At 65.8% G+C, this 21,453-nt stretch carries 22 protein-coding genes; 4 read left to right on the top strand and 18 right to left on the bottom strand.

Annotated features, from left to right (window positions below; all coding sequences use genetic code 11):
• Positions 1 to 37: 37 nt before the first annotated feature.
• Positions 38 to 493 carry a MaoC family dehydratase gene (locus MJ122_RS17240; protein WP_239744921.1) on the bottom strand — a complete coding sequence of 152 codons (456 nt, stop codon included), beginning with the start codon at positions 491 to 493 and terminating at the stop codon, positions 38 to 40.
• Positions 494 to 670: 177 nt separating this feature from the next.
• On the opposite strand from MJ122_RS17240, the gene MJ122_RS17235 reads away from it, so the two are divergent.
• From MJ122_RS17235 to MJ122_RS17225, 3 genes are read left to right on the top strand one after another with little or no spacing between them, the layout of a single operon-like run.
• Positions 671 to 1,033, top strand: coding sequence for a CidA/LrgA family protein (locus MJ122_RS17235; protein WP_088421307.1), 363 nt, complete (start codon positions 671 to 673; stop codon positions 1,031 to 1,033).
• On the top strand, positions 1,033 to 1,746 hold the full coding sequence (locus MJ122_RS17230; protein ID WP_239744920.1) for an LrgB family protein: 714 nt from the start codon (positions 1,033 to 1,035) through the stop codon (positions 1,744 to 1,746). Before MJ122_RS17235 ends, MJ122_RS17230 begins: the two co-directional genes overlap by 1 nt.
• Positions 1,747 to 1,764: 18 nt before the next feature.
• On the top strand, positions 1,765 to 2,355 hold the full coding sequence (locus tag MJ122_RS17225; protein WP_088421306.1) for an LON peptidase substrate-binding domain-containing protein: 591 nt from the start codon (positions 1,765 to 1,767) through the stop codon (positions 2,353 to 2,355).
• A gap of 287 nt (positions 2,356 to 2,642) precedes the next feature.
• On the opposite strand, the gene prpF is transcribed toward MJ122_RS17225, so the two are convergent.
• The 5 genes from prpF to MJ122_RS17200 form a co-directional block, all read right to left on the bottom strand.
• Positions 2,643 to 3,830 carry a 2-methylaconitate cis-trans isomerase PrpF gene (prpF, locus tag MJ122_RS17220; protein ID WP_239744919.1) on the bottom strand — a complete coding sequence of 396 codons (1,188 nt, stop codon included), beginning with the start codon at positions 3,828 to 3,830 and terminating at the stop codon, positions 2,643 to 2,645.
• A 133-nt stretch (positions 3,831 to 3,963) separates the two neighbouring features.
• The gene (gene acnD, locus MJ122_RS17215; protein ID WP_239745367.1) at positions 3,964 to 6,573 is read right to left on the bottom strand and encodes a Fe/S-dependent 2-methylisocitrate dehydratase AcnD; all 2,610 of its coding nucleotides are present in this window, start codon (positions 6,571 to 6,573) and stop codon (positions 3,964 to 3,966) included.
• Positions 6,573 to 7,733, bottom strand: a complete 1,161-nt coding sequence (prpC, locus tag MJ122_RS17210) for a 2-methylcitrate synthase (RefSeq protein ID WP_239744918.1) — start codon at positions 7,731 to 7,733, stop codon at positions 6,573 to 6,575. The genes acnD and prpC overlap by 1 nt, the downstream gene beginning before the upstream one ends.
• 173 nt (positions 7,734 to 7,906) lie before the next feature.
• Complete coding sequence (gene prpB / locus MJ122_RS17205) at positions 7,907 to 8,794, bottom strand: methylisocitrate lyase (protein ID WP_017521690.1); 888 nt, start codon at positions 8,792 to 8,794, stop codon at positions 7,907 to 7,909.
• The gene (locus tag MJ122_RS17200; protein ID WP_239744917.1) at positions 8,791 to 9,513 is read right to left on the bottom strand and encodes a GntR family transcriptional regulator; all 723 of its coding nucleotides are present in this window, start codon (positions 9,511 to 9,513) and stop codon (positions 8,791 to 8,793) included. Before MJ122_RS17200 ends, prpB begins: the two co-directional genes overlap by 4 nt.
• A gap of 230 nt (positions 9,514 to 9,743) precedes the next feature.
• Here MJ122_RS17200 and MJ122_RS17195 point away from each other — a divergent pair, with 230 nt between their 5' ends.
• Positions 9,744 to 10,355: a class I SAM-dependent methyltransferase gene (locus MJ122_RS17195; protein WP_239744916.1), complete on the top strand. Its 612-nt coding sequence runs from the start codon at positions 9,744 to 9,746 to the stop codon at positions 10,353 to 10,355.
• Here the strand turns inward: MJ122_RS17195 and MJ122_RS17190 are convergent.
• From MJ122_RS17190 to MJ122_RS17135, 12 genes are all read right to left on the bottom strand, one after another.
• Positions 10,334 to 10,591: a hypothetical protein gene (locus MJ122_RS17190; protein WP_239744915.1), complete on the bottom strand. Its 258-nt coding sequence runs from the start codon at positions 10,589 to 10,591 to the stop codon at positions 10,334 to 10,336. The two genes, MJ122_RS17195 and MJ122_RS17190, sit on opposite strands and share 22 nt — an antisense overlap.
• 125 nt (positions 10,592 to 10,716) lie before the next feature.
• Positions 10,717 to 10,959 carry a hypothetical protein gene (locus MJ122_RS17185; RefSeq protein WP_088421298.1) on the bottom strand — a complete coding sequence of 81 codons (243 nt, stop codon included), beginning with the start codon at positions 10,957 to 10,959 and terminating at the stop codon, positions 10,717 to 10,719.
• Between the two features lie 185 nt (positions 10,960 to 11,144).
• Positions 11,145 to 11,594, bottom strand: a complete 450-nt coding sequence (locus MJ122_RS17180) for a hypothetical protein (RefSeq protein WP_017521684.1) — start codon at positions 11,592 to 11,594, stop codon at positions 11,145 to 11,147.
• Positions 11,595 to 11,707: 113 nt separating this feature from the next.
• Positions 11,708 to 12,247: a hypothetical protein gene (locus tag MJ122_RS17175; protein WP_239744914.1), complete on the bottom strand. Its 540-nt coding sequence runs from the start codon at positions 12,245 to 12,247 to the stop codon at positions 11,708 to 11,710.
• Positions 12,248 to 12,292: 45 nt separating this feature from the next.
• A complete protein-coding gene (locus tag MJ122_RS17170) occupies positions 12,293 to 13,618 on the bottom strand; it encodes a sigma-54 dependent transcriptional regulator (protein WP_239744913.1) in 1,326 nt (441 codons plus the stop codon).
• Positions 13,615 to 15,510, bottom strand: a complete 1,896-nt coding sequence (locus MJ122_RS17165; RefSeq protein WP_239745365.1) for an ATP-binding protein — start codon at positions 15,508 to 15,510, stop codon at positions 13,615 to 13,617. The genes MJ122_RS17170 and MJ122_RS17165 overlap by 4 nt, the downstream gene beginning before the upstream one ends.
• Before the next feature lie 80 nt (positions 15,511 to 15,590).
• Positions 15,591 to 17,264, bottom strand: a complete 1,674-nt coding sequence (gene ggt, locus MJ122_RS17160) for a gamma-glutamyltransferase (protein WP_088421295.1) — start codon at positions 17,262 to 17,264, stop codon at positions 15,591 to 15,593.
• A gap of 85 nt (positions 17,265 to 17,349) precedes the next feature.
• Positions 17,350 to 18,084, bottom strand: a complete 735-nt coding sequence (locus tag MJ122_RS17155; protein WP_017521680.1) for an amino acid ABC transporter ATP-binding protein — start codon at positions 18,082 to 18,084, stop codon at positions 17,350 to 17,352.
• Positions 18,081 to 18,749 (bottom strand): ABC transporter permease subunit, encoded by a 669-nt coding sequence (locus MJ122_RS17150; protein ID WP_239744912.1) that lies wholly within the window; start codon positions 18,747 to 18,749, stop codon positions 18,081 to 18,083. The genes MJ122_RS17155 and MJ122_RS17150 overlap by 4 nt, the downstream gene beginning before the upstream one ends.
• Complete coding sequence (locus tag MJ122_RS17145) at positions 18,746 to 19,492, bottom strand: amino acid ABC transporter permease (RefSeq protein ID WP_017521678.1); 747 nt, start codon at positions 19,490 to 19,492, stop codon at positions 18,746 to 18,748. The genes MJ122_RS17150 and MJ122_RS17145 overlap by 4 nt, the downstream gene beginning before the upstream one ends.
• Before the next feature lie 191 nt (positions 19,493 to 19,683).
• Complete coding sequence (locus tag MJ122_RS17140) at positions 19,684 to 20,592, bottom strand: glutamate/aspartate ABC transporter substrate-binding protein (protein WP_017521677.1); 909 nt, start codon at positions 20,590 to 20,592, stop codon at positions 19,684 to 19,686.
• A gap of 238 nt (positions 20,593 to 20,830) precedes the next feature.
• A complete protein-coding gene (locus tag MJ122_RS17135) occupies positions 20,831 to 21,445 on the bottom strand; it encodes a phosphatase PAP2 family protein (RefSeq protein ID WP_088421294.1) in 615 nt (204 codons plus the stop codon).
• Positions 21,446 to 21,453 lie beyond the last annotated feature (8 nt).

Raw genomic sequence — 21,453 nt, 5'->3', positions numbered from 1 at the left:
GGACGCGGGCTTTTTTCTCAGCGCTGTGCGCAAGCCGTCAGACGAAGCACAGGCTCAGGGATTCGGCGATGTAAGCCGGCTTGGGCAGGCCTTCGATCTCCAGGGTGCAGCGGGCCTTGATCAGCCATTGGCCGGGGTTCTTCTCGGTGATGTCGGTGATGGTCACCTGCAGGCGCACGCGCGAATCCACCGGTACCGGCTGGATGAAGCGCACGCTGTCCAGGCCGTAGTTGACCACCATCTTGGGGTTCTCCGGCAGGACCAGCAGGCCCTCGCAGAGCTTAGGGATCAGCGACAGCGACAGGAAACCGTGGGCGATGGTGCCACCGAACGGCGTTTTCTTCGCCCTCTCCGGGTCGACGTGGATGAACTGGTGGTCCTCGGTGCACTCGGCGAACTGGTTGATGCGCTGTTGATCGATGGTGATCCACTGCGAATGGCCCAGGTCCTTGCCGATGTAATCCTTCAGTGCGCTTACGGGTACGAATGCCATGTTTCCTCCGGGGATATCGTTGTTCTTCTAGTTCGGCCTGCAAGAGTTCCGCCAACAGATCAGCATGGGGTCCGCGGTCGGTCAAGCCGCAGCGGCATTCATGCTTTGGGCGAATGCCGAGCCATAGCGGGCGCCGGGCGGGCATAATGGCGGCTCCTTGCGCTGGAGATGTCCCCGATGTTGTTACGAGGTCTGACCTGGCTGGTGCTGTTCCAACTGCTCGGCACGGGCCTGAATGCTCTCATCCTGCACATGATTCCCGGCCCCATCATTGGGCTGGTGCTGCTGTTCGCCTTCCTGGTGTGGAACGGCGAGGTGAGCAAGCCGGTGAACGAGGCCGCCTCCTCGCTGCTGCGCTACCTGCCCTTGCTGCTGGTGCCGGCGGCGGTGGGCGTGATGGCCTATGCCAAGCAGATCGCCGCGGACTTCTGGGCCATTGTCGGTGCGCTGGCGCTGTCGTTGCTGGTGTCCTTCGTGTTCGCCGGCTGGCTGATGCAGAAGCTCATCGACCGCCAGCGCAAGCAGAAGGAGAACGCCTGATGTTCGATTGGCAAGGCGCGGTGAATGCCGTCATCCACCACCCGCTGTTCTGCGTGGGCGTCACCCTGGGCGCCTACCAGCTGGCGCTGGCCGCCTACGAGCGCACGCGCTGGGTGTTCCTGCAGCCGGTGCTGGTGTCGATGCTGATCGTCATCGCGGTGCTGCTGGCCTGCGGTATCGACTATGCCGAATACAGCACCAGCACCAAGGTGCTGACCATCCTCCTCGGCCCCGCCACCGTGGCGCTGGCGGTGCCGCTGTTTCTCAATATCAAGCGCATCCGCCAGCTGTTCTGGCCGACGCTGATCACACTGGTGGTGGCCGGGTTGTTCGCCACGGCCCTGGGAATCGGTCTGGGCTGGCTGTTCGGCGTCGACCACGAGTTGTTGATGAGCCTGGCGCCCAAGTCGGTGACCTCGCCGATTGCCATGCTGGTGGCCAGCCAGATCGGCGGCGTGGCGGCGCTGGCGGCGGTGTTCGTGCTGATCACCGGCGTACTCGGCGCCATCCTCGGCCCGGAACTGCTGCGCCGCTTCGGCGTGCATCACCCGGCCGCGCAGGGTATGGCGCTGGGCATGACCGCCCACGCGGTAGGTACCTCCCGCGCCCTGCAGGAGGGTGAGGAATGCGGCGCCTTCGCCGCCCTGGCCATGAGCCTGATGGGCGTGGCCACCGCGGTGCTGCTACCGTTGGCGGTAGCGCTGATCGCCTGACGAATCGACGGAGTGTCCATGAGCTTCCCGCTGTTCCCCCTCAACACCGTGCTGTTTCCCGGCTGCCGCCTCGACCTGCAGATCTTCGAGGCGCGTTACCTGGACATGATCGGCCGCTGCATGAAGCAGAACGGCGGGTTCGGCGTGGTGGCCATCGTCGAGGGCGAGGAAGTCGGCGAGGCGCCGGAGCGTTACAGCCGTGTCGGCTGCGAGGCGCGTATCTGCGACTGGCAGCAGCAGTCAAACGGCCTGCTGGGCATCCGCGTCGAAGGTGGCCGGCGCTTCCGCGTGCTCTCCGCCAACGTGCAGCCGGACCAGTTGACCGTGGCCGAAGTGGAGTGGCTGGGCGAGCAGCCCGACCAGCCGCTGACCAAGGAGCACGATGACCTCGCGGCGCTGCTCGAGGCGCTGTCCATGCACCCGATGGTCTCGGCGCTGGAGATGGGCGGTGAGGTCAGCGGCCAGCAGGCACTGGCCTGCCAGCTCGCCTACCTGTTGCCGTTCGAGCGCGACCAGAAGCAGGTGCTGCTGGAGATGGACGACCCCACCGTGCGCCTGGCGCGCATCCAGGTGCTGCTGGAGCAACTGCAGGGCGATTTCGTCGCCTGAGGCCGGATCTGCATCGGGCGCTTTCGTAGGAGCGGACCTTGTCCGCGAATCGTTCAGCACGCACCGGTGTTCGCGGAGAAGCTCCGCTCCTACGAGAGCAAAAGCGGTTCGCGAGCAAGCTCGCTCCTACAGGGGAATGCTGTGCGTGGATCTGCGTAGGAGCGGACTCCGTCCGCGATTGGCCTCGGCACCGCGCAAGAGCATCGCGGATGAATCCGCTCCTACGTGACCTGGAACGACAAGGCCCGCGAATGCGGGCCTTGTGCTTTTACGGGCAGGGCGAGCGCTTAGAACGAATCGCCCGGCACCCGTACCCAGCCTTCCATGAGGATGCGCGAGCTGCGGCTCATGATGGCTTTGGTCACGGTCCATTCGCCGTCCACCTGCTTCGCCTCGGCGCCCACGCGCAGGGTGCCCGAGGGGTGGCCGAAGCGCACCGCGCTGCGTTCGCCACCGCCGGCGGCGAGGTTCACCAGGGTGCCGGGGATGGCCGCGGCGGTGCCGATGGCCACGGCGGCTGTGCCCATCATGGCGTGGTGCAGCTTGCCCATGGACAGCGCGCGCACCAGCAGGTCGACCTCGCCGGCCTTCACCTGCTTGCCGCTGGAGGACAGGTAGTCCTTGGGCGGGGAGACGAAGGCGATCTTCGGCGTGTGCTGGCGGGTCGCGGCCGCTTCCGGGGTCTTGATCAGGCCCATGCGCAGCGCGCCGGCGATGCGGATCTTCTCGAAGCGCGCCAGTTGCTCGGGGTCGCCGTTGATGGCTTCGCGCAGCTCGGTGCCCTTGTAGCCGATGTCCTCGGCATTGACGAACACCGTGGGAATGCCGGCGCTGATCATGGTCGCCTTGAAGGTGCCGATGCCGGGGACTTCCAGGTCGTCCACCAGGTTGCCGGTGGGGAACATGGCGCCGCCGTCTTCACCGTCGTCGGACGGGTCGAGGAACTCCAGCACGATCTCGGCGGCGGGGAAGGTCACGCCGTCCAGTTCGAAGTCGCCGGTTTCCTGCACCTGGCCATTGGTCACGGGCACGTGGGCGATGATGGTCTTCTGGATGTTGGCCTGCCAGATACGCACCACGCAGGTGCCGTTGTCCGGGATGCGCGACGGGTCGATCAGGCCGGCGTGAATGGCGAAGGAGCCGGCGGCGGTGGAGAGGTTGCCGCAGTTGCCGCTCCAGTCGACGAAGGCCTTGTCGATGGAAATCTGGCCGTAGAGGTAATCGACGTCGTGGTCCGGCTGGCTGCTCCTGGACAGGATCACGCACTTGCTGGTGCTGGAGGTCGCGCCGCCCATGCCGTCGATGTGCGCGCTGTACGGATCGGGGCTGCCGATCACGCGCATGAACAGCTGGTCACGAGCCGCGCCGGGCACCTGGCAGCGTTCGGGCAGGTCCTGCAGGCGGAAGAACACGCCCTTGCTGGTGCCGCCGCGGATGTAGGTGGCGGGGATCTTCACTTGGGGTACGTGGGGCATGGGACTCGATCCTGTTTGCTTTTCGTAGGAGCGAGCTTGCTCGCGAACAGCCCCGCAGCGGAGTTGGGTTCGCGAGCAAGCTCGCTCCTACAGGATTAGTGCCGACCTGCCGTGAGGCGGGCCGGCTGTTACATCACGCTACCGCGCCTTCCAGGAAGTCCTTGGCAAAGCGTTGCAGCACGCCACCGGCCTTGTACACCTTCACTTCGGCGGCGGTGTCGAGGCGGCAGGTGACCGGGACTTCGACGACTTCACCGCTCTTGCGATGGATGACCAGGGTCAGGTCGCAACGCGGCGAGACTTCGCCCTTGATGTCGTAGGTCTCGGTGCCGTCCAGGCCCAGGGTCAGGCGCGTGGTGCCCGGCTTGAACTCCACCGGCAGCACGCCCATGCCCACCAGGTTGGTGCGGTGGATGCGCTCGAAGCCTTCGGCGACTATCACTTCCACGCCCGCCAGACGCACGCCCTTGGCCGCCCAGTCGCGGGACGAGCCCTGGCCATAGTCGGCGCCGGCCACGATGATCAGGTTCTGCTTGCGGTTCATGTAGGTTTCGATGGCTTCCCACATGCGCATCACCTTGCCTTCCGGCTCGACGCGGGCCAGCGAACCCTTCTTCACCTCACCGTTGACCACGGCCATTTCGTTGACCAGCTGCGGGTTGGCGAAGGTGGCGCGCTGGGCGGTCAGGTGGTCGCCGCGGTGGGTGGCGTAGGAGTTGAAGTCCTCCTCCGGCAGGCCCATTTTCGCCAGGTACTCACCGGCGGCCGAGTCCGCCAGGATGGCGTTGGACGGCGACAGGTGATCGGTGGTGATGTTGTCCGGCAGGATCGCCAGCGGACGCATGCCCTTGAGCGTGCGCTCGCCGGCCAGCGCGCCTTCCCAGTACGGTGGGCGGCGGATGTAGGTGGACATCGGGCGCCAGTCGTACAGCGGGCTTTCCGCTTCCTGCACGCTGCCCAGGTCGAACATCGGGATGTAGACCTGCTTGAACTGCTCGGGCTTGACGCTGGAAGCAACAATGGCGTCGATCTCTTCGTCCGACGGCCACAGATCCTTCAGGGTGACCGGGTTGCCTTGACTGTCAGTGCCCAGCGGGTCCTGCTCGATGTCGAAGCGCACGGTGCCGGCGATGGCGTAGGCGACCACCAGCGGCGGCGAGGCGAGGAAGGCCTGCTTGGCGTAGGGGTGGATACGGCCGTCGAAGTTGCGGTTGCCCGAAAGCACGGCGGTGGCGTACAGGTCGCGGTCGATGATCTCTTTCTGGATCGCCGGGTCCAGCGCGCCGGACATGCCGTTACAGGTGGTGCAGGCGTAGGCGACGATGCCGAAGCCGAGCTTCTCCAGCTCCGGCAGCAGGCCGGCTTCCTCCAGGTACAGCTTGGCGACCTTCGAACCGGGTGCGAAGGAGGTCTTCACCCACGGCTTGCGGACCAGGCCCAGCGCGTTGGCCTTCTTCGCCACCAGGCCGGCGGCAATGACGTTGCGCGGGTTGGAGGTGTTGGTGCAGCTGGTGATGGCGGCGATGATCACCGCGCCGTCGGGCATCAGGCCCTGAGCTTCCTCACCCTTGCCGGCTTGCAGCTTGGCTTCGTCGGCGATGCCGCGCTCGGCCAGCGCCGAGGTCGGCAGGCGGCGGTGCGGGTTGGACGGGCCGGCCATGTTGCGCACGACGCTGCCCAGGTCGAATTCCAGCACGCGCTCGTACTCGGCGGTCTCCAGAGCGGTGCTCCACAGGCCGAGGGTCCTGGCGTAGTTCTCCACCAGCGCTACCTGCTCGGGCTCGCGGCCGGTGAGCTTGAGGTAGTCGATGGTCTGGCCGTCGATGTAGAACATCGAGGCGGTGGCGCCGTATTCCGGGCACATGTTGGAAATGGTCGCGCGGTCGCCGATGGTCAGGCTGTCCGCACCTTCGCCGAAGAACTCGACGTAGGCGCCGACCACGCGCTCCTTGCGCAGGAACTCGGTGATCGCCAGGACGATGTCGGTGGCGGTGATGCCCGGCTTGCGCTGGCCGATCAGCTTGACGCCGACGATGTCGGGCAGGCGCATCATCGAGGGGTGGCCGAGCATCACGGTCTCGGCCTCGAGGCCGCCGACGCCGATGGCGATCACGCCCAGGGCATCCACGTGCGGGGTGTGCGAGTCGGTGCCGACGCAGGTGTCGGGGAAGGCCACGCCGCCGCGCGCCTGGATCACCGGGCTCATCTTCTCCAGGTTGATCTGGTGCATGATGCCGTTGCCGGCCGGGATCACGTCGACGTTCTTGAACGCTGTCTTGGTCCAGTCAATGAAGTGGAAGCGATCCTCGTTGCGGCGGTCCTCGATGGCGCGGTTCTTCTCGAACGCGTCCGGGTCGAAGCCTGCGGCTTCCACGGCCAGCGAGTGGTCGACGATCAGCTGGGTCGGCACCACCGGATTGACCTTGGACGGGTCGCCACCCTGTTCGGCGATGGCGTCACGCAGGCCGGCAAGGTCAACCAGCGCGGTCTGGCCGAGGATGTCGTGGCAGACCACGCGCGCCGGGTACCAGGGGAAGTCCAGGTCGCGCTTGCGGTAGACCAGCTGCTCCAGCGAAGCGGTCAGCTCGGCGGGCTCGCAGCGGCGCACCAGCTGTTCGGCCAGCACGCGGGAGGTGTAGGGCAGTCTGTCCCAGGCGCCGGCCTGGATCGCATCGACCGCCTCGCGGGCGTCGAAGTAGTCCAGCGCGGTGCCGGGCAGGCGTTTGCGGAATTGAGTGTTCATCATTTGCGATCCTTGAGCGGCACGAACTTCAGGTCTTCAGGGCCTGTGTAGTTGGCGCTCGGGCGGATGATCTTGCCGTCGATGCGCTGCTCGATGACGTGGGCAGACCAGCCGGCGGTGCGGGCGATGACGAACAGCGGGGTGAACATCGCGGTGGGCACGCCCATCATGTGGTAGCTGACGGCGCTGAACCAATCGAGGTTGGGGAACATCTTCTTGATTTCCCACATCACGCTTTCCAGGCGCTCGGCGATGTCATACATCTTGGTGTTGGACTGCTCGTTCGACAGCTGGTGAGCGACTTCCTTGATCACCTTGTTGCGCGGGTCGGACACGGTGTAGACCGGGTGGCCGAAGCCGATCACCACTTCCTTGCGCTCGACGCGGGCACGGATGTCGGCCTCGGCTTCGTCCGGGTTGTCGTAGCGCTTCTGGATCTCGAAGGCCACCTCGTTGGCGCCGCCGTGCTTCGGGCCGCGCAGCGCGCCGATGGCGCCGGCGATGCAGGAGTACATGTCCGAGCCGGTACCGGCGATCACGCGGGAGGTGAAGGTGGAGGCGTTGAACTCGTGCTCGGCATACAGGTTCAGCGAGGTGTGCATGGCGCGCACCCACGACTCGCGCGGCTTCTGGCCGTGCAGCAGGTGCAGGAAGTGGCCGCCGATGGACTCATCGTCGGTCTCGACTTCGATGCGCTTGCCGTTGTGGCTGAAGTGGTACCAGTACAGCAGCGCGGAGCCCAGGGAGGCCATCAGCTTGTCGGCAATGTCGCGGGCGCCCGGATGGTTGTGGTCGTCCTTCTCCGGCGACAGGCAGCCGAGCACGGACACGGCGGTGCGCATCACGTCCATCGGGTGGGCCGAGGGCGGCAGGGTTTCCAGGGCGGCCTTCACGCCCGCCGGCAGGCCGCGCAGGGCTTTCAGCTTGGCCTTGTAGGCGGCCAGTTCGGCGACGTTGGGCAGCTTGCCGTGGACCAGCAGGTGGGCGATTTCCTCGAAGTCGCAGCGGTTGGCGAAGTCCAGGACGTCATAGCCACGGTAGTGCAGGTCGTTGCCGGTGCGGCCGACGGTGCACAGGGCGGTGTTGCCAGCGGCGGTGCCACTCAGGGCCACGGACTTCTTCGGCTTGAAGCCGGTGGTGGTTTCTGCGGTAGCGCTCATCGCGTGTCTCCTCATCAAATCCGGTTGCTTGTTCTTGTTCCGCCGGCATGGGCCATGCGGTCGGTTCGAATCTGGTTGGCGGATAACGCCTGTGGCGTTATGCGCCCTACGGTGTAACAGGCCGGGGCGTAGGGCGAATAACGCGCAGCGTTATCCGCCGTTTTTGCCTCGGATCACTTCTTGCCAGCAGCGAACAGCGCGTCGAGCTTCTGCTCGAAGGCGTGGTAGCCGATGCGGTCGTACAGCTCGGCACGGGTCTGCATCAGCTCGATCACGTTCTGCTGGTGGCCTTCCTGGCGGATTGCGGTGTACACGGCTTCGGCGGCCTTGTTGGCGGCGCGGAAGGCCGACAGCGGGTAGAGCTGGATGGCCACGCCGACCGAGGCCAGTTCGTCGCGGGTGAACAGCGGGGTGGCGCCGAATTCGGTGATGTTGGCCAGGATCGGCACGTTCAGCGCATCGACGAAACGCTTGTAGGTCGGCAGGTCGTAGGCGGCTTCGGCGAAGATCGCATCGGCACCGGCCTCGACGTAGCGCAGGCAGCGCTCGATGGCGGCGTCCACGCCTTCGGCCTGGATGGCGTCGGTGCGGGCGATCAGGAAGAAGTTCGGGTCGGTCTTGGCATCGGCGGCGGCTTTCACACGGTCAGCCATTTCGTCGACGGAGACGATTTCCTTGCCCGGACGGTGACCGCAGCGCTTGGCGCCGACCTGGTCTTCGATGTGGGCGGCGGCGGCGCCGGCCTTGATCAGGCTCTTCACGGTGCGCTCGATGTTGAAGGCGCTGGGGCCGAAGCCGGTGTCGATGTCCACCAGCAGCGGCAGGTCGCAGACGTCGGTGATGCGGCGCACGTCGGTGAGCACGTCATCCAGGGTGTTGATGCCCAGGTCCGGCAGGCCGAGGGAACCCGCCGCCACGCCGCCGCCGGAGAGGTAGATGGCCTTGAAGCCGGCGCGCTTGGCCAGCAGGGCGTGGTTGGCGTTGATCGCGCCGATCACCTGCAGCGGCTTTTCTTCGGCAAGGGCATCACGGAAACGTTGGCCGGCGGTCTTGTAGCTCATTGTTCACCTCGTTCGTTGGCTGTCTTGGCTTGGGCGTCCAGGTAGTGACGCTCCATATTGCGTTTCGAGGCGCCGATGTGACGGCGCATCAGCAACTCGGCCAGCTCGCCGTCACGATCGGCGATGGCATCGAGAATCCGGTGGTGCTCGGCGAAGGCCTGGCGTGGGCGGTTGGGCGTCGCCGAGAACTGCAGGCGGTACATGCGCACGAGCTGGTACAGCTCGCCGCAGAGCATGCGGGTGAGGGTGCGGTTGCCGCTGCCCTGGATGATCCGGTAGTGGAAGTCGTAGTCGCCTTCCTGCTGGTAGTAGCCACGGCCGGCCTGGAACGCCTCGTCGCGCTCGTGGGTGTCGAGCACCCGGCGCAGCTCGTCGATCTCGGCCTGGCTCATGCGCTCGGCGGCCAGGCGGCAGGCCATGCCTTCGAGGGATTCGCGGATCTCGTAGAGTTCCAGCAGCTCCTCGTGGCTCAGCGACACCACGCGCGCGCCGACGTGCGGTACGCGCACCAGCAGCTTCTGGCCTTCCAGGCGGTGGATCGCCTCGCGCAGCGGGCCCCGGCTGATGCCGTAGGTGCGCGCCAGTTCCGGCTCGGAAATCTTGCTGCCGGGGGCGATCTCGCCCTTGACGATGGCGGACTGGATCTTGCGGAACACGTGTTCCGAGAGGGTCTCGCTGTCGTCCGAAACGGGGCTTGGCAGAGTCAGGCTATCGTTCATGGTGTCGACAATCTTCTTGATGTGCGGCGAAAGCTACCCCTCGAAAGCCTCTGGGTCAATCAAGATTTGATGAAGTGTCGACAATCGTCTAACGGCCGCCAGGGTTTATGCCCAAGGGGAGTAGTCAGTCGGCGCTGCTGTCCGTGAAATTGGCGGATATCCCCTCATCAGCCCCTGAGCCGGCGCGGCTCAGGACCGCTAGGATCAGGGGAAAAGCGGAGATCACACGTATGCAACTCTACGATCGTTATGTCCTGCCCCGGCTGATCGACTTCGCCTGCGGACTGGGTGACGTAATGAAGCAGCGCTCGCTGCTGGTGCCGCGTGCCCATGGTCGGGTGCTGGAGATCGGCATGGGCACCGGGCTGAACCTGTCGTTCTACGATCCGGCGAAAGTGTCGACAATCGTCGGGGTCGACCCGGCGGCGCAGATGCAGAAGCTTGCCCGCAGCCGTGCCGCGGCGATTGGCATCCCGGTGGAGATGGTGGCGCTGGAGCTGGGCGAGATCCGCGCCGATTCGGGTAGCTTCGACAGCATCGTCTGCACCTTCACCCTGTGCAGCATTCCCGATGCCGTGGCGGCGCTCAAGGAAATGCGCCGGGTGCTCAAGCCCGGTGGCGAATTCTTCTTCTGCGAACACGGCCTGGCGCCGGACGCCAGCGTGCGTGCCTGGCAGCACCGCCTGACGCCGGTGTGGAAGCCGCTGGCCGGCGGCTGCCACCTGGACCGCGACATGCCGGCGCTGATCGAATCCGGTGGCTTCCACTTGCGCGAACTGATCCAGGATTACCTGCCGGGCCCGCGGCCCATGACCTACGTCTACCGCGGCATGGCCGACTGACGCGTGGGCAGGCGGTCGAGCACTTCGATGCTGAGGATGTAGGCGCTGCGCACGTAGATGTCTTCCGGCCGTTCGAGCAGCCCCATGTCCGACTGGCAGTCGTTCATGCGCACCACGAAAGGCGCCGCGCCATGGCACAGCGCGGAGTAGTCGCCCTGGCTGATCCAGCCCTGGAGCACTGAGGACTCGCGGTTATGCGCGCGAACCACGACTTCGACCTTGAGATGTTCGTTCATTGCCACGTCGCTCCACAGAGGGTGAGAAGAGGTGGCAAACCTTAACGTCGGTCCCGTGCAGCCTCTGTCGGGTTCCTCTGAATGGGCTGTGGGACTTTCCTCTCCGAATCCCGAGCCCTCGCCATTCAGGCCACCCGCTCCACCGGGGTGACGTTGAGGATGTGCGAGCCGCTGAGGAACAGATCCTGTACCGGGCCGGTCGGGCAGTGGCGGCTCTGGCAATCGCCCAGGCGCACCTCGAAGGGCGCGTGGCCATTGCACAGCGCGAGATAGTCCTCGCGGCTGATGCGGCCGTGGAGGATGCGTTGCGGGCGGTAGGGAGACCAGGTCTCCACATCGACCCAGAGACTGTCGGGAGCGAGGTTCATGGCGGAAGGTCCGGCTGATGAAAAAGGGTGAGTACTCTAGACAGCGAACTCACGCCAGATTCATCGGAGCCTTCCGAGATATTTGTAGGAAAGTATGTTGCCCTGACTGACGGCTCCTTCATACGGCAGTGCTCGGCAGGCCTCGGCCCAGGGCTGGGCAAAGTCCTCGAAGGGCGTCGCCTCGATCAGAGCTGGATGTCGTCGCGGATCAGCACGCAGGTGCAGCCGTCTTCGTCTTCGCGCCAGTCGTGCAGGAAATACATCTGGATCTTGCCGCCATCCATGACTGCCAGGTAGTCGCCCACTTCCGGGACGAAGAAGCCGGAGGTGCCGGGTTCTGCCTCGCACTCGATGCGAACGCTGAAGAACAGTGCCGGGTCGGCGTCGTCGAAGAAGTCTTCGCGCTCGGCGGCGTCCCATTCGACCGGCGCCTCGAACGGGCCGAGGAATTGCACCTTGGCATCGCCCATGTCCAGTTCTTCGGCGTCCGGGTCGTTGTCGTCCGGGCGGTAGACGGTGGCGTCCAGCGCGCTGCTGTCGGCGAGGATGGCGCGGCGCGCGGCCATGCGCTGCTGCGGATCGACGCCCGCGTCGGCGCAGAGCTGGTTCCAGAGGGTTTCGGCTTGGGTGGACATGAGGGCTCCCGCTCGTGCGGCCGGTTCAAAGGCCGATAGTGTCCGGGACGCCGGGGCAGAGATCAACGGTCTGCGTCAGCGCGACCTGGGCGCGCTGACGCATCACGATTCGCTCAGCGAGCGCTGATGCGGGCGCGCATCTGTTCCATGCGCTCGATCAGGCTGTCGACTTCCTCCTTGAGCAGGTCGAGGAAATCGTTCCGTTCGCAGCTTTCCACCTCGTAGCCGTCGTACAGCGCGAGGCTGGCATCGGCGCGGAAGCCGTAGTAGCGAGGATCGCTCTCGACCTTGAGTACCGGAGCGAAATCCTCGACGCCCTGGCTGCGGACTTCGGCGAGCTGCACGCTCAGGCTCAGCCACTCGGGGATGTCCTCGGCCAGCCCGAACACCTGCAGGCCGCGCCAGAAGGTCCAGGCCGGGCCGACGTCGAAGGCCTTGGCGCGGGGCCAGGATTCTTCCCGGGCGTTGATGTACAGGCCGCCGAGCCTGGAGAGCGTCAGCAGGCGGAAAGCCTCCGGGAGGGCAAAGCCCAGTTCCGCTTCGTAGCGCTCCAGGGCGGCTGGCTCGGCTTTGCCGGCCACCACTTCGAAGTGCTCGATCTCGACGGGTTCGAGGATATTCCAGATGTGTTGCAGCAGTGCTTCTTCAGTCATTGCCAATCCTTTTCCGAGTGACTGTCAGTTCAGTGTGGCGTGCCGTCACAGACCGTACTTCTTCACCTTGTCGAACAGCGTGGTCTTGGCCATGCCCAGCGCGTGCGCGGCCTGGCTGAGGTTGCCGGCGTGGCGCTCCAGGGCGGTGGACAGCAGGCTTTTCTCGAAGGCTTCCACGGCCTCGGCGAAGCGCGGCTCGCCGGCGTCCGGGCCGAGGCTGCCGCCTGCCAGCACCGGCAGGCCGAGGGCGAAGCGTTCGGCGACGTTGCGCAGCTCGCGCACGTTGCCCGGCCAGTCGTGGGCCATCAGGGTGGCGGCCGTGGCGTTGTCGATGGCCGGCGCCGGGCGGTCGAAGCGCAGCGAGGACTGCTGCAGGAAGTGCTCGAAGAGCATCAGGATGTCTTCGCGGCGTTCGCGCAGCGGCGGCAGGTTCAGGGTGATGACGTTGAGGCGGTAGTAGAGGTCGCTGCGGAAGCTGCCTTCGCGGCCCATGGCGGCGAGGTCGGACTTGGTCGCGGCGATCACCCGGCAGTCCACGCGGATCAGTTCGTTGGAGCCCAGGCGCTCCAGCTGTTGTTCCTGTAGCACGCGCAGCAGCTTGATCTGCAGGTTCAGCGGCATGCTCTCGATCTCGTCGAGGAACAGGCTGCCGCCGTCGGCGTGCTCGATCTTGCCGATCCGCCGCTTGCCGGCGCCGGTGAAGGCATGGGCCTCGTGGCCGAAGATTTCGCTGTCGATCAGGCTTTCCGGCAGGCCGCCGCAGTTGAGCGCGACGAAGGGCTTGGGCTGGCGCCGGCTGTAGTCGTGCAGGCAACGCGCGACCAGTTCCTTGCCGGTGCCGGTCTCGCCTTCGATGAGCACGTTGGCGGAGGTGTCGGCGACGTTGGCGATCAGCTCGCGCAGCGCCTGCATGGCCGGCGAGCGGCCGATCAGCCGGCTTTCCAGGGCCTGCTTGCCGGCGAGCTGGCGGCGCAGTTGGCTGACTTCGCGGGTGAGCGCGCGCTGGGCCAGGGCGCGGCGCGCAGTGTCCACCAGTTTTTCCGGTGAGAAGGGCTTCTCCATGAAGTCGTAGGCGCCGTCGCGCATGGCCTTGACCGCCATGGCGATGTCGCCGTGGCCGGTGATCAGCACCACCGGCAGGCTGGGGTCGCGCTCCTTGAGCTTCTCCAGCAGCTGCAGGCCGTCCATGCCGGGCATGCGGATGTCGCTGACGACGATGCCGGGAAAGTCGGCGCCGACCTTCTTCAGCGCCTCCTCGGCGCTGCCCACGCTGTCGGTCTCGATGTCTTCCAGGGCCAGCGCCTGCTGGCAGCCGAGGCGCACGTGGGGGTCGTCCTCGACGATCAGGACGCGCAGGGATGGGTCGCTCATGCGGGTGTCTCCATGGCGGGCAGCAGCGGCAGGTGCAGCTCGAAGGCAGTGCCACCGGCCTCCGGGTAGGCCACGCCGAGGCTGCCGCCGGCGGCGGTGGCGAGGCTGGCCGACAGGGTCAGGCCCAGGCCCAGGCCGAGTTCGCCGGGCTTGGTGGTGAAGAAGGGTTCGAACAGGTGCACTCGCGCATCCTGCGGAATGCCGGGGCCATTGTCGCGAACCACCAGGCGGTAGTGGCCGTCGCCTTCGCTGCGGCCTTCCAGCCACAGCTGACGGTCGGCCTGCGGGCCCATGGCATCGAGGGCATTGGCGATCAGGTTGACCAGGATCTGTTCCAGGCGCGTCTGGTCGATGGCCAGCTGCGCGTCGGTGTAGTCGCGGTGCAGGGTCACCGGTACTTCGGCAAGGCGCACCTGCAACACCATCACCGCAGCGTCCACTGCCTTGCTCAGGGTTGCCTGGCCGTGGTCGTCGGCGCGCCGGGCGAAGGCGCGCAGGCTGGCGGTGATGCGGCCCATGCGGTCGACCATTTCGGCGATGGCTTCGAGGTTGCTGCTGGCGACATCGAGCTTGCCGCGTTCCAGGAAGCGCACGCTGTTGCTCGACAGGGTGCGCAGCGCTGCCAGCGGCTGGTTGAGTTCGTGGGCGATGCTGGTGGACATCTGCCCGATCACCGCCAGCTTGCCGGCCTGCACCAGGCGATCCTGGGCCTTGCGCAAGGTGTCCTCAGCCTGCCGGCGCTCGCGGATCTGCTCGCGCAGGTGCTGGTTGCTGGCGCGCAGGTCGGCGGTGCGCTCGGCGATGCGTCGCTCCAGCGCGTTGTTGGCCTGCTCCAGTGCCTCGCGGGCGGCGAGGCGGGTGGCGATGACCTTGCGCCGCTCGTTCCAGGCAATCAGCAGGAAGGCGAACAGGGCGAAGCCGACGGCGGCCAGCACGCCATGCATCAGCGCTTCGCGGCGCAGGTCGGCCAGCGGGGTGAGCAGGGTGAAGTTCCACGGCGTGTCGCTCAGGCTGCGCGTCTGCATCAGGTAGCTGAGCGGCTTGTGGCCTTCGGTGTTCTCGCCCGGCGGCGGGAAGCTGATCTCCTCCACGCCCTTGCCGAGCGGGCGGCGCGCCAGCGGCTGCCATTCATTGAGCGCCCACCAGTAGTACTGCAGGCTGCGGGCGAGGCGTTCCTTGTCCTGGTCGCTGAGCGGGCGCACGGCCTTCAGCCGCAGGGTCGGGTCGCTGGAGAGGATGATGATGCCGTTCTCGTCGCTGACGAAGGCTTGCAGGCGCGCTTTCTCCCAGCGCTCCTCGAGGGCTTCCATGCGCACCTTGACCACCGCCACGCCGACGATCCTGCCGCCGTGGACCAGGCCGTGGGCGAGGTAGTAGCCGGGCTCGCCGGTGGTGCTGCCGATGCCATAGAAGCGGCCGGGGCGGCCGTTCACCGCTTCCTGGAAATAGGCGCGGAAGGACAGGTCTTCCCCCAGGTAGCTGTCGGCATCCTGCCAGTTGCTGGTGGCCAGCACGCGGCCGGAGGTGTCCAGCAGGTACACGGCGCGGCTGCCGGCGCGGCGGTTGAGGCCTTCCAGGTAATGGTTGACGCGGTCGCGATGCAGCGGTGTCGGGTCCACCAGCAGGCGGCTGACGCTGCCTTCGAGTTCCAGCAGGCTGGGCAGGTAGGTGTAGCGGCTGATCTCGCTTTCCACGCCACGGGCGTGCAGTTCGAGCTGGCGTTCGCCGGTCTCGATCAGGGTGCGGGTGCCGGCGCCTTCGCTGATCAGGTAGCCGCCGTAGCCGAAGCCCAGGGTGAGCAGGAGCAGCAGGAAGGGCAACAGGTAGTTGCGCACGAGGCGTGGCTTCACGGTGAGCGGCGGCGGCAATGGGCTGGAAGCGCATTGCAGCACAGTCGCCGGGGCCGAGCCAGCCCAACGCCGGGGGGCGGCGATGGACTGGCTCGGGTACCACACGGTGCGCGTTCCGGCGATTAAGGTTTGACCACCATGCCGACGCCGCGGCCGCGCGGATCGGAGGCGGTTTCCAGGGCCTTGCCGTTCACACGGATGGCCTGGATGTCACCCATGTTCCAGCCCTGATCTTCGAGGGTGTAGCCCATGGCTTTGAGCTCGTCGGCAACCTTGCCGGTGAGCGGCGCGTAAGCGTCGTAGTAAATGGTGTCCTTGGGCAGCAGCTGGTGATGCACGCGCTGCGCGGCCACGGCCTTCTCCAGGGGCAGGTGGAAGTCGTAGACGTTGTTCAGCACCTGGAAGATCGAGGTGAAGATCCGCGAGCCGCCGGGAGTGCCCAGCACCAGGCTGACATGGCCGTCGCGGGTGACGATGCTCGGGCTCATGGAGGAGAGCATGCGCTTGCCCGGCTCGATGGCATTGGCATCGCTGCCCACCACGCCGAAGGCGTTCGCCACACCCGGCTTGGAGCTGAAGTCGTCCATCTCGTCGTTGAGCAGGAAGCCCGCGCCCTTGACCACCACGCCGCTGCCGAAGTCCCAGTTGAGGGTGTAGGTGTTGCTGACGGCGTTGCCGTCCTGGTCGACGATGGAGAAGTGCGTGGTCTGGTGCGGCTCCAGGCCCGGGCGGACTTTCTCGGTTTCCGAGATGGCGTCCGGGTTCACTTCCTTGGCGCGCTTGGCGATGTACTTGGGATCGGTGAGTTGCTGCACCGGTACCTTGGAGAACGCCGGGTCGCCCAGGTAGTCGGCGCGGTCGGCGAACACGCGCTTCTCGATTTCCGCGAGCAGGTGGATATACCTGGCGGAGTTCAGTTCCACACCCTTGAAGTCGGCGGCGCGCTGCTCCTTGATGCCGATCAGCTGGGCCAGGGCGATGCCGCCGGAGCTGGGCAGCGGCGCGGTGTAGAGGGTGTTGCCCTGCCAGTCGATGCGCATCGGTTCGCGCCACTGGGCCTTGTAGTCGGCGAGGTCGTCAGCGGTGATCAGGCCGCCGTCCTGCTTCATCTGCGCGACGAGCAGCTTGGCGGTCTCGCCCTTGTAGAAATCATCCGGACCCTTGTCGGCGATGCGTTCCAGGGTCTTGGCCAGTTCCGGCTGCTTGAAGGTCTCGCCCGGCTTCATGGTGCCGAAGTAGTCGCCGAAGTTGGTCTTGCCGTTGAACAGCGCGATGGCGTCCTGGCGGTACTGGTACTGCTGGTCGGCGACCCGGAAGCCGCTCTGCGCATAGCCGATGGCCGGGGTCAGCAGCTCGCTCCACTTCAGCTTGCCGAAGCGCTTGTGCGCTTCCCACAGCCCCATCACGGTACCCGGTACGCCGGCGGCCTTGGCGCCGACCAGGCTGAGGTTCTCGATCACCTCGCCCTTTTCATTCAGGTACATGGTCTTGGTCGCGGCCTTCGGCGCAATCTCGCGGTAGTCGAGGAAATACGGCTTGCCCTCGACGTACAGGGTCATGAAGCCGCCGCCGCCGATGTTGCCGGCTTCGGGATAGGTGACCGCGAGGGTAAAGGCGGTGGCGACCGCGGCGTCGACGGCGTTGCCGCCCTTCTTGAGGATCTCGCTGGCGACTTTCGCGCCGTACTGGTCCGGCGCGGCAACCGCACCGCCGTCGAGGGTGACGGCGAAGACCGACGAACTCGCCGCGAGGATCGCGACGCCCAGGGGCAACTTGCTGAAGTGGAACACGCGCATGGGACTTCCTTATTTATTCTTGTACTTGCGGTGAGGTTGAGGACCCCGGCGAACCGGGGCGCTCGGGTGGATCAGCGAACCCGACTCAGTGCGGCAGGATCTTGGCGAGGAACTGCTGGGTGCGCTCGGCGCGGTTCTGCAGGTCGCCGAAGAACTCCTCCTTCGGGCAGTCCTCGACGATCTGCCCGCGGTCCATGAAGATCACCCGGTCGGCGACCTTGCGCGCGAAGCCCATCTCGTGGGTCACGCACATCATGGTCATGCCTTCGTGGGCGAGCTGGACCATCACGTCGAGCACCTCGTTAACCATCTCCGGGTCGAGCGCCGAGGTCGGTTCGTCGAACAGCATGACGATCGGATCCATGGCCAGCGCGCGGGCGATCGCCACGCGCTGCTGCTGGCCGCCGGAGAGCTGGCCGGGGTGCTTGTGCGCATGGGCCTTGAGGCCGACGCGGTCGAGCAGCTTCATACCCTTGTCCATCGCCTCTTCCTTGCTCCGTCCCAGCACCTTGCGCTGGGCGATGGTGAGGTTCTCGGTGATGGTCAGGTGCGGGAACAGCTCGAAGTGCTGGAACACCATTCCGACGCGCGAGCGCAGTTTCGGCAGGTCGGTCTTCGGGTTGGCGATGGAGGTGCCGTCGACGGTGATGTCGCCCTTCTGGAAGGGTTCCAGCGCGTTGACGCACTTGATCAGGGTCGACTTGCCCGAGCCGGACGGCCCGCAGACCACCACCACTTCACCCTTGGACACCTTGGTGTTGCAGTCGGTAAGCACCTGGAAGTCGCCATACCACTTGCTGACGTTATCGATGGAGATCATACGGTTAACCTTTTCTGCAGGCGCTTCACGCCGAAGGACGCGGCGAAGCTGATGACGAAGTAGACGAGACCGGCGAAGATCAGGAATTCATGGGGCTGGCCGATGATGTCGCCACGGGAGCGGGCGGCGTTGAGGAAGTCCATCAGGCCGACCGAGTACACCAGCGAGGTGTCCTGGAACAGGATGATGCTCTGCTGCAGCAGCAGCGGGGTCATCTTGCGGAACGCCTGGGGCAGGATGATCAGGCGCATGGACTGGCCGTAGGTCATGCCCAGCGCGTAGGACGCGCCGATCTGGCCCTTGGGGATGGCCTGGATGCCGGCGCGGACGATCTCGCAGTAGTACGCCGCCTCGAACATCATGAAGGCCACCAGGCACGAGGTGAACGCGCCCACGGGGGTATCCTGGCCGGTGATCCAGCGCAGGATGAACGGCACCGCGAAGTAGAACCAGGTGATCACCAGCAGCAGCGGGATCGAGCGGAAGTAGTTCACGTAGAAGCCGGCGATGTTCGACAGCAGCTTGTTGCTCGACAGCCGCATCAGCGCGAGGACGGTGCCGAGCACCACGCCCCCCAGCACACCCAGCGCCATCAGCTGCAGGGTGGTGAGCATGCCTTCCCAGAGACCGGGGAGGGCGGGGACGATCTGGCTGAAGTCCATCATTTACCTCCCACGGAGATCAGGCCCGGCACGGCGACTTTCTTCTCGACCATGCGCATGATCAGCATCAGGCTCATGTTCAGGGTGAAGTAGATCGCGGTGGCGAGGGTGAATGCCTCGAACAGGTTGGCGCTGAATTCGGCGGTCTGCTTGGTCTGCGCCAGCAGCTCCATGAGGCCGATCAGTGAGGCCACCGAGGAGTTCTTGAAGACGTTGAGGAATTCCGAGGTCAGCGGCGGGATGATGATCCGGAACGCCTGCGGCAACAGTACGTGGCGGTAGATCGCCGGCAGGCGGAAGCCCACGGCGCTGGCGGCGGCGAGCTGGCCCTTGGGCAGCGCCTGGATGCCGGTGCGCACCTGTTCGCAGACCCGCGCGGCAGTGAACAGGCCCAGGCACACGACGACGCTGATGAAGGCCGAGGTCTCCGGGGCGATGCCCAGCTTGAACCAGTCCTGGATCGGCTGTGGCAGGTAGTCCGGCACCAGGAAGTACCAGATGAACAGCTGCACCAGCAGCGGCACGTTGCGGAACAGCTCCACATAGGCCGTGGCGATGCCCGACAACCAGCGGTTGGGCAGGGTGCGCATCACGCCCAGCAGCGAGCCAAGCGCCAGGGCGATGACCCAGGCCGCGAGCGAGACGGCGATGGTCCAGCCCAGGCCGGTGATGTACCAGTCCAGGTAGCGTTCGTCGCCGATCCCGGTGGACTTGAAGAACACGCCCCAGTCCCAGTTGTAATCCATGACGGGTTTCCCCTCGGGTAAGACATTTCACGGTGTGTTCGAGGCCGGACGCGGGCGCAAGGGCTCCCACCACCCGCGGGTAGCGGGTGTTCCGGCATCGTCATCATTGGAGTAGTGGGCTCGGGAGCGCATGGCGTGCGCTCCCGATCCCCCGCGTGGCTACGCCTTGTGGGCGCAGCCGCGCGCGACCGTTACATCTGCTCGGCAGACTTATCGGTCGGATTGGCGATCAGCTTCTTGAGCTCATCACTCATCGGGAAGTTGAGATTCAGGTTCTTCGGTGGGATGGGCTGCATGAACCACTTGTCGTAGATCTTGTTGACCTCACCCGAAGCGAAGGTGTCGGAGATGGCCTTGTCGACCACCTTCTTGAACGGTGCATCGCCCTTGCGAACCATGCACGCATAGATCTCGAAGGACTGCGGCTTGCCGACCACGTGCCAGTCGTCGGGCTTCTTGGCCTTGGCCATTTCGCCGTAGAGCAGCGCGTCGTCCATCATGAAGGCCACGGCGCGGCCGGACTCGAGCATCAGGAAGGACTCGCCATGGTCCTTGGCCGAGATGATGTTCATGCCCATCTTCTGGTCGGCGTTCATCTGCTTGAGCAGGCGCTCGGAGGTGGTGCCGGCGGTGGTCACCACGTTCTTGCCCTTGAGGTCCGGGAAGTCGTTGATGCCCGAGCTGGTCTTGGTCAGCAGGCGGGTGCCGACCTCGAAGATGCCGACGGAGAAGTCGACCTGCTTCTGGCGCTCGAGGTTGTTGGTGGTGGAGCCGCACTCGATGTCCACGGTGCCGTTCTGCACCAGCGGGATACGGGTCTGGGAGGTCACCAGGTTGTAGCGAACCTTCAGGTCGGGAGCGTTCAGCTCCTTCTTCAGGGCTTCGACGACCTTGATCTGCAGGTCGTGGGAATAACCTTCAGGCTGGCGCGGGTCGCTGCCGAGGTAGGAGAAGGGGATGGAGGCGTCACGGTGGCCGAGGACGATGGTGCCGGAGTCCTTGATCTTCTTCAGGGTACCGGTGAGTTCTTCGGCGACGACGGGAGTGGCGAGCAGGGCCGCGACAATGGCGACGCCCAACGCACGGGGTGCGAAACGCATGGAGACTACCTCGACTGGTTGTGTTTGTTATTCAGTCCTGCGCCGACGAGGCTCACTCCAGGCCGGTCGCATGTTCGAGGTGGAGCAGAGCAGGGTCCGTGCCAAATCTTGGATGCTTGTGTAACTATATGAAATATAAAGATTAATTAAGTTAAAGGCATCGCCACGAGGCAACGTGGCGTTCGGCCTTCCGGATATTCGTGGAATTGTCGTTCGGAAATCCGAACGAGTTTCCGGCTCAGACGTCCGGCTGGCCTGCCCACTGGCCGCGCTGATAGGGCTGGTCGCGGTCGGCCAGGTGTGCGGCGATGCGCTCCAGCAACTGGTGCGTCGGCGCGCGAACCCCGGTGGTCGCTTGGCCCAGCCCCAGCGCTACGACCAGCAGCAGAAGCGCAGGCTGCAGGGCAGGCAGGGCGGCGCGGGTGGCGCCCAGGAATATGGCGCTGGTCCCCAGGCCCAGCGCAAGGCCTGCATAGACCTCGGCTGGCGAATGCACGTTGATCGCCAGCCGGGACAGGCCCACCAGTACGGCGACCAGCGCCGCCAGCCCAGCCGCGACCAGGCTGGCGCGCCGCGAGCTGAACAGTTGCGCGGCGAGGGGCGGCAGCACTGCGCCGGCCATCATGCTGTGGCCGGAGATGCCCGTGAAGTTCAGGTTCGGAATTCCGATTCCCCAGCCCATGAAGGCCAGCTTCGAACCCACCACCAGTGCGGTCGAGAATCCGAACAGCAGCGCCCACAACCCGGCCTTGGCTGTCTCGCGGCGGTACAGCAGCCAGCAGAAGACGAACAAGGCGGCGGGCGCGAGCAGGGAGCTGTCGCCCAGGCGGGTGATCAGGGACCAGAAATCCATGGTGTTCC

Origin of the sequence: Pseudomonas sp. DP-17 (assembly GCF_022380625.1) — a bacterium.
GTDB lineage: Bacteria > Pseudomonadota > Gammaproteobacteria > Pseudomonadales > Pseudomonadaceae > Pseudomonas > Pseudomonas nitroreducens_A.
The sequence above is the reverse complement of the archived record's forward strand: the minus strand, read 5'-3'. Positions and strand labels throughout refer to the sequence as shown.